This is a genomic window from Streptomyces lycii (assembly GCF_009735685.1).
GTDB lineage: Bacteria > Actinomycetota > Actinomycetes > Streptomycetales > Streptomycetaceae > Streptomyces > Streptomyces lycii.
On record NZ_WHPN01000264.1, the window covers coordinates 1 to 15391 of the forward strand.

General features: G+C 73.4%; 13 protein-coding genes, 2 tRNA genes and 1 other RNA gene. 13 read left to right on the top strand and 3 right to left on the bottom strand.

Features of this window, described 5'->3' with window-relative positions; translation table 11 throughout:
- Nucleotides 1–88: 88 nt before the first annotated feature.
- Nucleotides 89–183: signal recognition particle sRNA small type (ffs, locus tag GCU69_RS12275), an RNA gene on the bottom strand.
- Nucleotides 184–313: 130 nt separating this feature from the next.
- On the opposite strand from ffs, the gene GCU69_RS12280 reads away from it, so the two are divergent.
- Nucleotides 314–398, top strand: a tRNA-Ser gene (locus GCU69_RS12280).
- Nucleotides 399–879: 481 nt separating this feature from the next.
- Nucleotides 880–2667, top strand: coding sequence for a coagulation factor 5/8 type domain-containing protein (locus GCU69_RS12290; RefSeq protein ID WP_098754447.1), 1788 nt, complete (start codon nucleotides 880–882; stop codon nucleotides 2665–2667).
- Between the two features lie 237 nt (nucleotides 2668–2904).
- On the opposite strand, the gene GCU69_RS12295 is transcribed toward GCU69_RS12290, so the two are convergent.
- The gene (locus tag GCU69_RS12295) at nucleotides 2905–3513 is read right to left on the bottom strand and encodes a TetR/AcrR family transcriptional regulator (RefSeq protein ID WP_156206033.1); all 609 of its coding nucleotides are present in this window, start codon (nucleotides 3511–3513) and stop codon (nucleotides 2905–2907) included.
- Between the two features lie 101 nt (nucleotides 3514–3614).
- On the opposite strand from GCU69_RS12295, the gene GCU69_RS12300 reads away from it, so the two are divergent.
- The 7 genes from GCU69_RS12300 (at nucleotide 3615) to GCU69_RS12330 (ending at nucleotide 11622) form a co-directional block, all read left to right on the top strand.
- Nucleotides 3615–5042 carry an amidase gene (locus GCU69_RS12300; RefSeq protein WP_156206034.1) on the top strand — a complete coding sequence of 476 codons (1428 nt, stop codon included), beginning with the start codon at nucleotides 3615–3617 and terminating at the stop codon, nucleotides 5040–5042.
- A 232-nt stretch (nucleotides 5043–5274) separates the two neighbouring features.
- The gene (locus tag GCU69_RS12305; protein ID WP_098754445.1) at nucleotides 5275–6249 is read left to right on the top strand and encodes a DUF72 domain-containing protein; all 975 of its coding nucleotides are present in this window, start codon (nucleotides 5275–5277) and stop codon (nucleotides 6247–6249) included.
- A 333-nt stretch (nucleotides 6250–6582) separates the two neighbouring features.
- Nucleotides 6583–6999, top strand: a complete 417-nt coding sequence (locus tag GCU69_RS12310; RefSeq protein ID WP_098752988.1) for a YciI family protein — start codon at nucleotides 6583–6585, stop codon at nucleotides 6997–6999.
- Nucleotides 6996–8231: an RNA polymerase sigma factor gene (locus GCU69_RS12315; protein WP_098752987.1), complete on the top strand. Its 1236-nt coding sequence runs from the start codon at nucleotides 6996–6998 to the stop codon at nucleotides 8229–8231. Before GCU69_RS12310 ends, GCU69_RS12315 begins: the two co-directional genes overlap by 4 nt.
- A 535-nt stretch (nucleotides 8232–8766) precedes the next feature.
- Nucleotides 8767–10311 (top strand): M28 family metallopeptidase, encoded by a 1545-nt coding sequence (locus GCU69_RS12320; RefSeq protein WP_156206035.1) that lies wholly within the window; start codon nucleotides 8767–8769, stop codon nucleotides 10309–10311.
- Nucleotides 10312–10539: 228 nt separating this feature from the next.
- Entirely contained in the window at nucleotides 10540–10836 is a 297-nt protein-coding gene (locus GCU69_RS12325; protein ID WP_003999914.1) for a type II toxin-antitoxin system VapB family antitoxin, read from the top strand.
- Nucleotides 10837–10980: 144 nt separating this feature from the next.
- Entirely contained in the window at nucleotides 10981–11622 is a 642-nt protein-coding gene (locus tag GCU69_RS12330) for a LytR C-terminal domain-containing protein (protein ID WP_156206036.1), read from the top strand.
- 40 nt (nucleotides 11623–11662) lie between these two features.
- On the opposite strand, the gene upp is transcribed toward GCU69_RS12330, so the two are convergent.
- The gene (gene upp / locus GCU69_RS12335) at nucleotides 11663–12301 is read right to left on the bottom strand and encodes a uracil phosphoribosyltransferase (RefSeq protein ID WP_098752984.1); all 639 of its coding nucleotides are present in this window, start codon (nucleotides 12299–12301) and stop codon (nucleotides 11663–11665) included.
- Nucleotides 12302–12639: 338 nt separating this feature from the next.
- Here upp and GCU69_RS12340 point away from each other — a divergent pair, with 338 nt between their 5' ends.
- The 4 genes from GCU69_RS12340 to GCU69_RS12355 all read left to right on the top strand — a co-directional run bounded on the left by GCU69_RS12340 (nucleotide 12640) and on the right by GCU69_RS12355 (nucleotide 15225).
- Nucleotides 12640–12900 carry a hypothetical protein gene (locus GCU69_RS12340; protein WP_156206037.1) on the top strand — a complete coding sequence of 87 codons (261 nt, stop codon included), beginning with the start codon at nucleotides 12640–12642 and terminating at the stop codon, nucleotides 12898–12900.
- Between the two features lie 171 nt (nucleotides 12901–13071).
- A complete protein-coding gene (locus tag GCU69_RS12345; RefSeq protein WP_235978436.1) occupies nucleotides 13072–13608 on the top strand; it encodes a tRNA adenosine deaminase-associated protein in 537 nt (178 codons plus the stop codon).
- Nucleotides 13609–14619: 1011 nt separating this feature from the next.
- On the top strand, nucleotides 14620–15057 hold the full coding sequence (gene tadA / locus GCU69_RS12350) for a tRNA adenosine(34) deaminase TadA (RefSeq protein WP_098752982.1): 438 nt from the start codon (nucleotides 14620–14622) through the stop codon (nucleotides 15055–15057).
- 81 nt (nucleotides 15058–15138) lie between these two features.
- Nucleotides 15139–15225 (top strand) — tRNA-Ser (locus tag GCU69_RS12355).
- Nucleotides 15226–15391: the final 166 nt, after the last annotated feature.

The following is a 15391-nucleotide window of genomic DNA, read 5'->3' on the forward strand; positions in this document are numbered from 1 at the left end:
CCTCGCGGGCGGACAGAACGCACGGGCCGCACCGGCGGCCCGCGCGGGTCGCGCGGCCCGGTCTGGCCGCCCGGGCCGGACGGGGAACGCAAACGCCCCCCACGCACCCGCCAGAGCCCACTTACCCTTGCTGCCTTCCGGCCCTGGGGGAGTTCGGTGAGATGGCGCCACGTGAGGGGCTGGCCCCACCCTAACCGATCCCCGGGGGTGGAATCGACCTCGCCCGCCACCCACGTCAGCTCCCGGACTCCATGATCCGGATCCCGCGGACCGGGTTCGCGAGCACTGCCTCACGTCTTGTATTGTTTGCGGCGGAGGATTCGCCTAGTGGCCTAGGGCGCACGCTTGGAAAGCGTGTTGGGGGCAACCCCTCACGAGTTCGAATCTCGTATCCTCCGCCCAGCCTCACCGGGCTGAACGAAGGCCCCGACCGCTCGCCGGCCGGGGCCTTCGTCGTGCCCGCGGCAAAGGCCCGGAGTCCACTTCCCGGCCCCCCGCCCCCTGTCCCCCGTCCCCCACGCCCACGCCCACGCCCACGCCCAAGCCCAAGCCCAAGCCCAAGCCCAAGCCCACGGGAGCATCCGCACCCACCGGGTGACGGTCAGGGCAGGCATCGCCGTGGCCGGCTCCGCCGCAGCAGACATCACCTCGGCAGGCTTCACCTCGGCAGGCTTCACCGCGGCAGGCTTCGCCGCGACAGGCACCCCCGTGACAGACCCCGGCCACCGGCTTCTTAAGTCCGGCTTAAGGCCTGCTCTCTTGACGTGTTCAGCACAGCCAGGGAACCATCACCACCAAATGAGAGCGCTCTCAAGAGCGTTCTCCGCCCGCTTCGTCGTGCCGTGTCCGCAGGTCACGGCTGAGGAGAAGTGTTCCCCCATGCAAGCTGCCCCCACAGCTACCCCGGCCGCGCCGCCCGGGCGCCGCAAGAAGAGGCTCACCGTGTTCGCGGCCGCCGCCGCGGCCCTGCTCATGGCCTTTCCCGCCACCCAGAACGCCTTCGGTGAGGATGCCCCGATGATCGAAGGCGGCGGAGACCTCGGTCCCAACGTCATGGTGTTCGACCCGTCCACCCCCGACATCCAGGGCAAGGTCGACGAGGTCTTCAAGAAGCAGGAGTCGGCGCAGTTCGGCGAGGGCCGTTACGCGCTGATGTTCAAGCCCGGCCGTTACGACAACATCAACGCCCAGCTCGGCTTCTACACCTCCATCGCGGGCCTCGGCCTGAACCCGGACGACACCACGTTCAACGGTGACGTGACGGTCGACGCGGGCTGGTTCGACGGCAACGCCACCCAGAACTTCTGGCGTTCGGCGGAGAACCTCGCGCTCAACCCCGTCAGCGGCACCAACCGCTGGGCCGTCTCGCAGGCCGCGCCGTTCCGCCGGATGCACGTCAAGGGCGGCCTCAACCTCGCTCCCGACGGCTACGGCTGGGCCAGCGGCGGCTACATCGCCGACAGCAAGATCGACGGCAAGGTCGCCCCGTACTCGCAGCAGCAGTGGTACACCCGCGACAGCGAGGTCGGCGGCTGGGAGAACGCCGTCTGGAACATGACCTTCTCCGGTGTCGAGGGCGCGCCCGCCCAGAGCTTCCCCGACCCGCCGTACACCACGCTCGACAGCACGCCGGTCTCCCGCGAGAAGCCCTTCCTCTACTTGGACGGCGAGGAGTACAAGGTCTTCGTGCCGGCCAAGCGCACCGACTCCCGCGGCACCACCTGGGCCGACGGCACCCCGGAGGGCGAGTCGCTGCCGCTCGACGACTTCTACGTCGTCAAGCCCGGCGCGACCGCCGACACCATCAACGCCGCCGTCGAGCAAGGCCTGCACCTGCTGTTCACACCCGGCATCTACCACGTCGACAAGCCGATCGAGATCAACCGGGCGGACACCGTGGCCCTCGGCCTCGGCTACGCCACGATCATTCCCGACGGCGGCACGACGGCCGTCAAGGTCGGTGACGTCGACGGCGTCAAGCTCGCCGGGCTGCTCGTCGACGCCGGCCCCGAGAACTCCGAGACGCTGATCGAGGTCGGCCCCGAGGGCTCCTCCGCCGACCACTCGGAGAACCCGACCTCCCTCCAGGACGTCTTCGTACGGATCGGCGGCGCAGGCCCCGGCAAGGCCACCACCAGCATCGTCGTCAACAGCAACGACACGATCATCGACCACACCTGGATCTGGCGCGCCGACCACGGCGACGGAGTCGGCTGGGAGACCAACCGCGCCGACTACGGCCTCACGGTCAACGGCGACGACGTGCTCGCCACCGGCCTGTTCGTCGAGCACTTCAACAAGTACGACGTGCAGTGGAACGGCGAGAACGGCCGGACGATCTTCTTCCAGAACGAGAAGGCGTACGACGCCCCGAACCAGGAGGCCATCCAGAACGGCGACACCAAGGGATACGCCGCCTACAAGGTCGCCGACTCGGTCGAGAAGCACGAGGGCTGGGGCATGGGCAGCTACTGCTTCTACAACGTCGACCCGACGATCCGCCAGCACCACGGGTTCCAGGCCCCGGTGAAGGACGGCGTGAAGTTCCACCACCTGCTGGTCGTGTCGCTCGGCGGCAAGGGACAGTACGAGCACGTCATCAACGACACCGGTTCGCCCACCTCCGGCGAGGACACGATCCCGTCGCAGGTGGTGTCCTTCCCCTGAACCGTCCGGTCCGGCCCGGCGCCTGATCCGCCGCGCGTCTCGTGATCCCGCCCGCCCCCGCGGGAGCGGCCCGGCCCGACGAGGCCGACGGCCCGGGCGGCCCGGGCGGCCCCGGTTCCGCCGTCCCTGCCGCTGCGGGCGGGCGTACGGCTGACGGCCCGTGAGCCCGGGCCCCGGTTCCACGCCGGGGCCCGGGCTCGTGTCCGGGTACGGGCGTCCGCGGGCCGGGTGCCGGGGTCATCCGCCGCCCGGCGCCCCGTCCGCCCCGCCCCACAGCGCGCGGAGACGGTCGTCCAGGATGCCGAGCGCGTCCTGCGGCGTGAGGTGACCGACCAGGACGTGTGCCGTGAGGCCGTCCGCGAGGGCGAGCAGGGCGCGTGCCTCGCGCCGCGGGTCCGCCGCCGGCGGCTCCGCCACCTCGGTGACGAGCCCGGTGACCAGCTCCTGCAGCGCCTCGTAGTCCTCCCGGAGCACCCCGGCCAGCCGCGGGCTGACCGCCGCCTGCGCGACGAAGGCCAGCCACACCCGCGCCTCGCCGTGCTGCTCCCGGCGCAGCAGCGACAATTCGGTGACGGCGTGGCCCAGAGCGCTCCTGGCCGACTGGGCCGGGCTCCCGGCGAGCCGGGCTTGCGCCCGGCCGAGCACCCGGGCGCCGACCTGGCCGAGCGCGAAGACGAGCATCTCCTCCTTGGTGCGGAAGCAGCGCTGTACGGCGCCCATGGACACGTCCGCGCGTGCGGCGACGTCCCGGAGCGTCACGCCCTCCAGCCCGCCCTCGTCCGCCAGCAGGCACACCGCGTCCGCGATCCGCTGCCGCCTCGCCTCCTGGTCCACCTGTCTCGGCATGTCGTCGGCTCCCGGCTTCCTCGGATGTTTTTCCGATGCGACCGCATCGCAACCAGTCCAATATTCCGATGCAACCGCATCGGAACAGGGGCAGGAGCGCCATGGACAGCACAGAGAACGCCTGGTGGGCACGGACCGCGCAGGCCCAGGCCGCAGCCGTCCGCAGGCGCGAGGTGTCGGCCGCGGAGATCGTCGAGAGCCATCTCGCCCGCATCACCGCCGTCGGCCCCGCCGTGAACGCCGTCACCCAGCTGCTCGCGGACGGGGCCCGCGCGTCCGCCGCCGAGCTGGACCGCCGGATCGCGGACGGCCGCGACCCCGGCCCGCTCGCCGGGGTCTGCTTCACCGTCAAGGAGAGCATCGGCATCCGCGGCGTACCGACCACGCACGGAGCCGAGCGCTTCAAGGACTTCACCGCACCCGCCGACGCACCGCCCGTGGCCCGGCTGCGCGCGGCCGGCGCCATCCCGGTCGGGCACAGCAACATGCCGACCCTCACCCTCGCCGGCGTGCACAGCCGCAGCGAACTCTTCGGCGACACGGTCAACCCCTGGCATCCGGGCCGCACCCCGGGCGGCTCCAGCGGCGGCGACGCGGTGGCCGTGGCCTGCGGGATGGCCGGGCTGGGACTCGGGAACGACGCCGGCGGCTCGGTGCGCGTCCCGGCCTCCTTCTGCGGGGTCGCGGCGCTCAAGCCCGGTTCCGGCCGGTTCCCCGCGGACCACCGGCTCGGGCCGGACGATCCCGCGTACGGCTCGCAGTCCCTGGTCGTCGACGGCCCCCTCGCCCGTACGGTCGCCGACCTCCGCGCCGCCTTCGACGTCCTCGCCGGCGCCGACCCGTCCGACCCGCGCGCCCTACCGGTGCCGCTGCGCGGGGAGCCGCCGGAGCGGCCGGTACGGGTCGCCGTCGTCGCCGACCCGGGCGGCGCGGGGGTGCACCCGACGGTGCGCGGGGCGGTGCTGCGGGCGGCGGACGCCCTGCGGGAGGCCGGTTACGCCGTGGAGGAGGTCGCCGACGTACCCCGGCTCAACGAGACGCTCGACGCGTACGGGGCCCTGGTGATGACCGAGTTCGCCCCCTCCTGGCCGGTGGTGCGGACGCTGCTCGGCGAGGCCGGCCACCGGTACATCGAGCTGGGGATGGCGAAGCGGGGTCCCGTCGACGGGCCGGAGTATCTGCGGCTGACCGGTCTGCATCTGAACATCCGGCGCAGCTGGGCGCAGTTTCTGGAGCGCTACCCGCTGGTCCTGGGCCCGGTGTTCACCGAACCGCCGGTCGAGCCGGGGCTGGAGTCCCGTGACGCGGCGGGTCATGAACGGGTCACCGGCGCGATGCGGCTGTGCTCGGCCACCAGCTTCGCGGGGCTGCCCGCGGTGGCGGTCCCCACCGGCCTGGCGGACGACGGGCTGCCGACCGGCGTCCAGCTGATCGGCCGGGCGTACCGGGAGGACCTGTGCCTGGACGCCGCCGAGGAGGTCGAACGGCGGCTGGGGGTGCTCACCCCGACGGACCCGCGCGGCGCCTGAACCGGGCGGCGCCTGAACCGGGCGGCGCCCGAGCCGGACGTCGCCTGGACCGGACGGTGTCTGAACCGGACGGTGTCTGAGTCGGCCGGACGCGCCCGGGAAGCCGCCCAACCCGCCACGCGGTGCCCGGTCCTGACGCCTCTGCACCGGTCCGGCCCGCGGGAGGGCGTCGCGGGACCGGCGCCCGTGACGGCCCGTCGTATCCGTTCCCGACGGGGGTAGCCGGGCCGGTATGGGCGGGACACTGGTCGGGACATGCTCGTGGACGGACCGTGCTCTGGTGGCGAGCGGCTGGTACCCACCGGGGCGGCGTGACGCCGAGGGGCGGCTGCGGTACTACGCCGGGCGCTTCCCGGTGGTCGAGGTGGACGCCACGTACTACGCCCTCCCGAGCGAGCGGAACAGTCTCCTCTGGGCGGAGCGCACCCCGCCGGGATTCCGCTTCGACGTGAAGGCGTTCTCCCTGCTCACCGGCCATCCCACCCGGCCGGGCGCGCTGCCGCCGGACCTGCGGTCCAAGCTCGCCGGGCGGGACGGCCGCGCGGGCCGCGGCACGGCCGGCCCGGAGCTGCTCGACGAGGTGTGGCGGCGGTTCGCCGGGGCGCTGGAACCACTGCGCGAGGCCGGGCGGCTGGGGACGGTGCTGTTCCAGTTCCCGCCCTGGTTCGCGCCCACCGCAGGGGCCGCGGAGCGGCTGGAGGAGTGCCGTCGGCGCACCGCCGGCTGGCCGGCCGCGGTGGAGTTCCGGCACCCGGGCTGGTGGCGGGAGGACCGGCGGGACGGCACGGCGGCGCTGCTGGAGCGCCTGGACACGGCTGCGGTGGCGGTCGACACGGCGCCCGGTCTGCCGCACTCCGTGCCGCCGGTGGCCCCGGTCACCGCGCGGCGGCTGGCGGTGGTCCGGTTCCACGGCCGCAACCCGGCCTGGGGAACGGGCAGCAAGGAGGAACGGTTCCGCCACCGCTACACCGATGCCGAACTCGCCGAGTGGCTGCCCCGGGTCCGGGACATGGCCGAACGGGCCGACGAGGTCCATGTGCTCTTCAACAACTGCTGCGGCGACGCCTCGGCCCGCGCCGCGGAACGGATGCGCCGGCTCCTCGGCGGCCCGGAAACGCCGGTACCGACGGAAACAACAGAAACGGCGGTACCGAGGGAAACGGCAGAAACGGCGGAAACGGCGGAAACGGCGGGACCACCCGGCTGACCCACCGGTGACGTTCGGGCGGACGTACGGACTCGGGCGACCCCGCCCCGGCGCCCCGCACGCGCCGGCCGCCCCGGCCCGTCGCCCGCGCCCCCGGGCGCCCCGTACCCCGCACTCGCAGGCGCCCCCGAGCACCCCGCACCCCGAATCCGGCACCCGCACCCGGCACCCGAATCCGGCGCCCGAACCCGCCCCCGGACCCGTCCGCTCATGGCCCGGCGGAGTGAATCGCAAAAAAATCCGCGCGAGGTGTCGAGAACCCGTCCCCCGCTCCGACGTCCCCTGTGAGAGTTGCCCACGAGGGGCGGCCGCGGAAGACAGAGGAGTCGAACCATGAAGTATCTGGTGATGGTGCAGGGCGCCCAGGCGGACTACGACGCGATGGCCGGCAAGGCCTCCGACCACAGCCCGGCCTGGAGCCAGGAGGACATGCAGGCGATGTTCTCCTTCATGAACGAACTCAACAACGACCTCGCCGAGACCGGCGAGATGATCGACGGCCAGGGCCTGACCGAGCCCGCGCAGACCCGCCTGGTCGGCCCCGGCAAGGACGGCCGCCCGGTGATCACGGACGGTCCGTACGGCGAGACCAAGGAGGTGCTGGCCGGCTACTGGGTGCTGGACTGCGCCAGCCTGGAGCGGGTCACCGAGATCGCCGCGCGCATCACGCAGTGCCCGGCGCCCGAGGGCGCGCCGAACCCGCCGGTCGTCATCCGCCGGATCCAGGAAGGCGGCGGAGGCGACGTGTGAGGCGTACCGCCGAGACCGAGGACCTGCTGCGCCGGCACGCGCCGCAGGTCCTCGGCGCGCTCGTACGCCGTTACGGGCACTTCGACGCCGCCGAGGACGCCGTGCAGGAGTCGCTGCTCGCGGCCGCCCGGCAGTGGCCCGAGAAGGGGCTGCCGGAGAATCCGCGCGGCTGGCTCATCAAGGTCGCCTCCCGCCGCCTCACCGATCAGCTGCGCAGCGACGAGGCGCGCCGCCGCCGCGAGGAGACGGCCGCCGCGCTCACCCCGCGCGACTCCTTCACCGCGCCGCCGCCCGGCGAGAGGCGTGCCCCGTCCGAGGACGACACCCTCACCCTGCTCTTCCTGTGCTGCCACCCGGATCTCGCGCCCGCCGCGCAGATCGCGCTGACCCTGCGGGCCGTCGGCGGTCTGACCACGGCGGAAATCGCCCGCGCGCACATGGTGCCCGAGGCGACGATGGCACAGCGGATCAGCAGGGCGAAGAAGCGGATCCACGGCGTCCCGTTCCGCCCGCCGGGCCCCGAGGACCACGAACAGCGGCTCGCGGCCGTGCTCCAGGTGCTCTACCTCATCTTCAACGAGGGCTATACGGCCACCTCCGGCAGCCATCTGCACCGGGCCGCCCTCGCCCGCGAGGCGATCCGGCTGACCCGCTCCGTACGCCGGCTGCTGCCCCGGAACGGCGCCGTGACCGGTCTGCTGGCGCTGATGCTGCTCACCGACGCCCGCACCCCCGCGCGCACCGGCCCGCACGGCGAACTCGTACCGCTGGACGAGCAGGACCGGAACCGCTGGGACCGCGAGACGATCGCCGAGGGGGTCGCGCTGGTGGAGGAGGCGCTGCGCCAAGGCCCGGCCGGGGTCTACCAGTTGCAGGCGGCGATCGCCGCGCTGCACGACGAGGCCGCACGCGCCGAGGACACCGACTGGCCGCAGATCCTCGCCCTCTACGACATCCTCGTACGCCGGGCCCCGGAGCCCATGGCCGAACTCGGGCGGGCCGTGGCCGTCGCCATGGTGCACGGACCGGGGGAAGGGCTCGCCGAGGCCGGGAAGCTGGAGGACCGGCTCGGTGGTCATCACCGGTTCCATGCCGTGCGCGCCCATCTGCTGGAGAAGGCGGGGGACACCGAGGGCGCCCGCGCCGCCTACGAGTCGGCGGCCCGGCACACCCTCAGCCTGCCGGAGTCGCGCTATCTGCTGATGCGCGCGGCCCGGCTGCCGCGCGACTGAGCGCCGCTGAGCGCGGCTGAATGCCCCCCGGGCCGGCCGGGGCCGGGGGACGGGACGGACACGCGTTACGAGCCGCTGCCGCAGCCCGGTCCGGCGGCAGCGGTCACCGGACCCGGCCGCACCGCAACCGCAACCGTCGCCGAACCGCAACGCGCCGCCGAGCCGCCCCCGACACCGAGCCACCACCGCCCGACACCGAACCGGACCGGACGCGCGCACCGAACCCGACCGTGTCCGAATCGGAGCCCGCACCCGACCCGGCCGCCGCCGGACCCGAGCCCGTACCGGACCGCGATCGTCGCGGACCGGGGCCCTACCCCCGTCCGCGGCCGTCACCGGCCCGGCCGTCTCCGGAGGCACTCCCACCGTTTCGGCGCCAAAATGACGATGACTTGCGGCACAGCCGTTCCCACCGGGGCGTGCGGTCGCTAGCTTTCCCTTCCAACACGACACTGTCCGCAACCCGGACGCCATCGACCGCACGCCGGACAGCGCACCCCGTATCCGTCATCGCCGTCTGCCGGAAGGACCCTCCATGGAGTCACGCACGGCCCGCAGAGCCACCGCGGCCTTCGCCGCGTCCGCCCTCGCCGCGCCCCTGCTGCTCGCCTCGGCCTCCCCCGCGTCCGCCACCCCGGACCCGGCCAAGAAGGCCGAGGCCCTCGCCCGGAAGCTGGTCGCGAAGTCGACCGCCGAGGGCGCCCACCGTCACCTGGAGCGGTTCCAGGCGATAGCCGACTCGGCCGAGGGGCACCGCGCGGCCGGTTCGCTCGGCCACGACGCCTCGGCCGCGTACGTGTACCGGACCCTGAAGAAGGCCGGTTACGAGGTCTCGTACGACGAGTTCGAGTTCGTCTACACCGAGACGCTCGCCGAGAAGCTGACGGTGCTCGCCCCCGAGCAGCGGGACGTCGAGATCTCGGCCATGACGTACACCAAGAGCACGCCGGAGGGCGGAGTCGAGGCTGCCCTCGCCGCCGTCCCGGTGGACGACACCAGCGGCTGCGAGGCCGCCGACTACGAGCAGGCGAACGTCACCGGCAAGGTCGCGCTGATCCGGCGCGGCGGCTGCTCCTTCGCGGAGAAGCAGGCCGCGGCCGCGGACGCCGGTGCCGTCGCCGCCGTCGTCTACAACAACACCGAGGGGGCCCTCTCCGGCACCATCGGCGACGCGGAGGCCGGCCGGATCCCCACCGGCGGTGTCACGCAGGCCGACGGCGAGGCCCTGGTGGCCCTGGCCGCGAAGGGCGGGGTCGAGGTCTCGCTGGAGATCCGCGAACTCCAGGAGCCACGCACCACCCGCAACGTCGTCGCCGAGACCCGCGGTGGCGACCCGGGCGGGACGGTCATGCTCGGCGCGCACCTCGACTCCGTCTCCGAGGGCCCGGGCATCAACGACAACGGCTCCGGTTCCGCCGGGCTGATCGAGGTCGCCCTGAAGCTGGCCGACACCCACGACAAGCCGGCGAACAAGGTCCGCTTCGCCTGGTGGTCGGCGGAGGAGAACGGGCTGCTCGGCTCCGAGGCCTATGTCACCGGGCTGTCCGAGCAGGAGAAGAAGCGGATTCCGCTCTATCTCAACTTCGACATGATCGCGTCGCCGAACCACGGCACCTTCGTCTACGACGGCGACGACTCCGACGGCGTCGGCGAGGGCCCGGGCCCGGAGGGCTCCGCGCAGCTGGAGAAGCAGATCACCGACTTCCTCGACGGCCGGAACGAGCCGCACGAGGGGACGGACTTCACCGGCCGCTCCGACTACGGGCCGTTCATCGAGGCGGGCATCCCGTCCGGCGGCACGTTCACCGGCGCCGAGGGCATCAAGACCGAGGCGCAGGCGGCCAGGTACGGCGGCGAGGCGGGCGTGGCGTACGACCCGTGCTACCACGCCGCGTGCGACGACCTGTCGAACATCAACATGAAGGCGTTCGACATCAACATCGACATCATCGCGAACGCCGTCGGCACCTACGCCCACGACCTGAGCAGGCTCGGCGAGCCGGTCGGGAGCGCGCCCAGCGACGGCGGCGCGGGCAGCGGCGGAGGACTGCACGACGGCCACGGCCGCGTGACGGAGTAACAGACGGCGGGAGGACCGGCCGGGCCCGGCGGCCCGTGCACCGGCTCTCACCCGTACGGCGCAGAGGGCGCCGAGCGGCACTCGCTCGGCGCCCTTCGCGCGCCCCCGCACAGCCCCCGCACGCCCCCTTTCACCCACACGCCCCATTCACCCGATGGTCTTCTTTACGGCTTTTATGCTCCTGCGCCATGGCTGCGCCCGGAGCGTCAGGACCGGTAGGCTTTCCGTGTGATCTTCAAGCGCATCGGAAACGGGCGGCCGTACCCGGACCACGGCCGGGAAAGCACCCGACAGTGGGCGGACGTCGCCCCACGCCCGGTCCGCCTGGACCAGCTCGTGACCACCAAGGGCCAACTCGACCTCGAGACGCTGCTCGCCGAGGACTCGACCTTCTACGGGGACCTGTTCGCCCATGTCGTGAAGTGGCAGGGCGACCTCTATCTGGAGGACGGTCTGCACCGCGCGGTGCGCGCGGCGCTCCAGCAGCGGCAGGTGCTGCACGCGCGCGTGCTCGAACTCGACTGACGCCGCGTTTCCCGGCCGGCACCCCACCCGGTTGCCCTTTCGGACCTTCTTGTTGACGGTGCGGTTGGCCCTTTCGGGTCGCTCTGCCCGCCACGCGTTGATCGTTTAGTAGTCAGAAATGACCACTCGGACTACCCTTGCTCCATGAGCATGCTGACACCCCCCGGCATGGGCGGTAAGTACCGGATCACCGGGAACCGGTACCCGCGAATGCGCAGGCCCCGGCACCGGCGCCGGTTCTTCGTCGCGGCCTCCGGCGCCGCGGTCGCCCTGTCGCTCGTGGGGTGGGGCTCGCTCCAGCTCGTCGACATCTTCACCGGCAACGGCGGCACGGCCCGGGCCGCGGGCGGCGGCAAGGGCTGCTCGGCGCAGCGGACCGGAGCGTCGCCCTCCGCCAAGGCGACGGCCTCGAAGCTCCCGAAGCCCGGCGAGATCACGGTGAACGTCTACAACGCCACGACCCGCAGCGGACTGGCCAAGGACACCGCCGACGCGCTGAAGAAGCGCGGCTTCAAGATCGGCAAGGTCGACAACGCCTCGGCGGAGTACGACAAGAAGGTCAAGCAGTCCGGACTGCTGCTGGGCGCCCCGAAGGCCGCCGACGGGGCGTTCGAGGTGCTCGGCACCCAGCTCGACGGGACGAAGACCGTCCGGGACACGCGCAAGAGCGAGGACGTGGACCTGATCATCGGCGACGCGTTCAAGAAGCTGGAACCGGCCAAGTCCGCGGAGCGCGCCCTGACCGCGCTGGCGAACCCGTCACCGGAGCCGTCGGCGAGCTGCTGACCCGCGCGTCCCGCCGACGGGGGAGGGCCGGACCGGACCGTCAGGCGCCGGCCGTGCCGTACATGCGGTCGCCCGCGTCGCCCAGCCCGGGAACGATGTAGCCGACCTCGTTGAGCCGCTCGTCCACCGAGGCCGTCACGACCGTGACCGGGGCGCCGTCCAGCTCGCGTTCCATCAGCTCGACGCCCTCGGGCGCCGCCAGCAGGCAGATCGCGGTGACGTCGTCGGCGCCGCGCGAGATCAGTTCGTTGATCGCGGCGATCAGGGTGCCGCCGGTGGCCAGCATCGGGTCCAGCACGTACACCTGGCGGCCCGAAAGGTCGTCCGGCATCCGGGTGGCGTAGGTGGAGGCGGTCAGCGTCTCCTCGTTGCGGACCATCCCGAGGAAACCGACCTCCGCGGTCGGCAGCAGCCGCACCATGCCCTCCAGCATGCCCAGCCCGGCCCGGAGGATCGGCACCACCAGCGGGCGCGGGTGCGAGAGCCGCACCCCGGTCGTCGCCGTCACCGGGGTCTCGAGGTCGACCTGCTCGGTGCGTACGTCCCGGGTGGCCTCGTAGGCCAGGAGGGTCACCAGTTCGTCGGCGAGCCGCCGGAAGGTGGGGGAGTCGGTGCGCTTGTCGCGCAGCGTGGTGAGTTTGTGCGCCACCAGCGGGTGGTCGACGACGTGGATCCGCATGCCGTCGACAGTAACCGAGCCCCGGACCGGCCCGCGCCCCGCGTCCCGTGCGGCCTGCGCCCCGCGTCCCGGACGGCCCCGCACGGGCGGCCCGGGGCAGACCTTGCACGGCGGCCCGGAGCGGAGCCGCACGGCGGGCCGGAGCCGGGTTCCGGGTTGCGCCGCCGCCGGTCCGGGCGGATGCCGACCCCCGGACCGGTGTGATGATCGGTTCGCATCATTCGGCCCGGCCGGGGGAAAGTGGGAGGACATGGACGTCCCGGACCGCGGGGCCCGGGACGTGGCCGACCGGATCTGCCGCCCCGCCGTGAGCGAGGCCGTATGGGGTGGTGTGGACCATGCCGGACCAGAAGAACAGCCGCGACGAACCCGCGCCGGCCGCGCCCGCCGGATCCGCCGGATCCGCCGGATCCGCCGGATCCGCCGCCGGCGAGCCCGGCGAGTTCGGTGAGCAGAGCGCGGCGGCCCGGCGCCGCCGGCGCGCCCAGTTCCTGCGGGAACTGAACGAGGCGAAGGAGCTGCGGGACCGGGTGCAGCCCCGCCGCGCCCGCGCCGCCCGGATGCGCCAGCAGATGCGGATGCGTACGTTCCGTTGGTGACGGTGAGCCGCCGCTTCCGGTTCTCCGGGCTGGACTGAACAGGGACTCTCGCAGGACTGGTGCACGACGCACAGCCGAAGACCTCTCACAACGGCGAGGTTTCTGCCACGATTCCGAGTGGACGGGACCGCGGTGCCGATCGTGGCCCCGTTCGCAGCCCGGCACACGCCTATGACCAGTGGGAGAGTCACGGTGTACTTCGCCGCACTGCTCGCGCGCACCGAAGACGGGTGGGAAGCGAGCGACACAGAACTCGACGATGTGGAGTCCCTGGCGGACCTGGCGGACCTGGCCCGCGAGGCTTCGACCGACGACGACACGGTGATCGCCTTCATCGAACAGGAGGACGCCTGGTTCGGCGTCGTCCGGGTGGACGGCGAAGAGGACCCGCGCATCTACGTCTCCGACGCCGCGGCGGCCGCCCGCAGCTCGTACGGCGAGATCCTGCTCACCGACGAACTGCTCGGACGGGACCCGGACGACCTCGACGTGCTGGTCGACCTCGACGGCACGGAGGACGGCGAACCCGACCAGGAGGAGGACGAGCCGTCGGACGACGAAGCCGTGCCGCCCGGCCCGATTGGAGAATCCGTTCTGCTGGAGGATCTCGGGATGTCGGCGAAGGAGCTGCTGTCCCTGGAGAGCGACGCGCTGGGAGCCATCGCGGACGCACTGGGCTGCGAGGAAATCCTGGAGGCCGTGCGCTGAGGGAGGACCCCCGCGAGCGAGGGTCCTCGGTCCACGGGCAAGGGACCTCGGCCCGCGAGCAAGGGACCTCGGCCCGCCCGCGAAACGAGGGCTTCGGCTTCGGCTTCGGCTTCGGCTTCGGCGTGTGAACGAAACGCGCTTCGAGCGGTGGTGGACGGGGCGGGCCCCGGACAGCGGACGGGGCGGTTCCGGGGCGGTGGCCGGTCCGGGCTTTGGGCAACGGACGGGCGGGCCCCGAGCACACACGGCACGCGGGCACGCGGGCACGCGGGCACGTGGACGGGCCGGCTCCGGTACACGAGGCACCACCCGGCACGGGGCCGGCCCGGGCGCGCGAAACGGCTCGGCTCCGTACGCGGCTCGCCGCACGCACGGCACGCCCCGTGCACGGCGCTCGGCACGCCCCGTGCACGGCGCTCGGCACGCACGGCGCTCGGACGGGGCGGGCGGGCACGGGGCCCCGGCCCGCGTCCGGCCGACCGGCGTCACCGCCCGACGATGACCGACACTGTCCCCATGGAACGCACCCCCGACGCCCGGCAGCCGGGGACCCCGCCCGGCCCGGGAACCCCCGGCCCGGCCCGGACCCCGACCGAAGCCCGGGCAGGGGATCCGGCGCCCGGCCCGTCCGCACCGTCCGGCACGGCGCCCAACCCGGCCTGCGGCTCTTCACCCGGCCCGGAGTCGACCCCGGCCTCCGCCCCTTCACCCGCCCCGGGGTCCGCTCCCGCGCCCAGCCCGGCCTCCGCCCCTTCACCCGCCCCGGGGTCCGCTCCCGCGCCCAGCCCGGAATCCGCCCCTCCACCCGGCCCCGGGTCCGCTCCCGCGCCCAGCCCGGAATCCGCCCCTCCACCCGGCCCCGGGTCCGCTCCCGCGCCCAGCCCGGAGTCCGCCCCTCCACCCGCCCCGGGGTCCGCTCCCGCGCCCAGCCCGGCCCCCGGCCCCGGCCCGGCCGCCGAGCCCGCGTACGGCCCCGTGCCCGACCCGGTGCGCGCCCCCTGGGTCGCGCCGATGCGGCTCGCGCTGGAGGAGGCCGTACGGGCGCCGCGCACCGGTGACGTACCGGTCGGCGCCGTCGTACTCGGCCCGGACGGCACCGTGCTCGGACGCGGCCGCAACGAGCGGGAGGCGACCGGCGACCCGACGGCGCACGCCGAGGTCCTCGCGCTCCGGGAGGCGGCGCGCGCCGCCGGGGAGTGGCGGCTGTCCGGCTGCACGCTGGTGGTGACGCTGGAGCCGTGCACGATGTGCGCGGGCGCCAGCGTGCTGGCCCGGGTCGACCGGGTCGTTCACGGAGCGCTCGATCCGAAGGCCGGCGCCGCCGGATCCCTCTGGGACGTCGTACGGGACCGGCGGCTGAACCACCGGCCGGAGGTCGTCCACGGGGTGCTCGCCGAGGAGTGCTCCGAGCTGCTCACCCGCTTCTTCCGCGGCCCCGGCGGCGGCTGACCGCACCCCGCGGACCGCTCACCGGCGGGGCCCCGGGAACCGATTTCGAACCACGGGGCACCATCCGCTAGGCTTCCTCTCGGTAGCGTGTCCGAGCGGCCGAAGGAGCTCGCCTCGAAAGCGAGTGAGGGGGCAACTCCTCCGTGGGTTCAAATCCCACCGCTACCGCAGGTGGACGAAGGGGCCCGGCTCATCGAGCCGGGCCCCTTCGCGCGTCTCCGTCTCAGTTTCCGTCTCAGTTGGTCCGGCCAGTCGCTGCCCGGCCAGGCGCACACGGCTTTGCTGCCATCCCGGGCGTGGCTCTCGGTGGGATACGTGAGACTGTCTTCGTGTC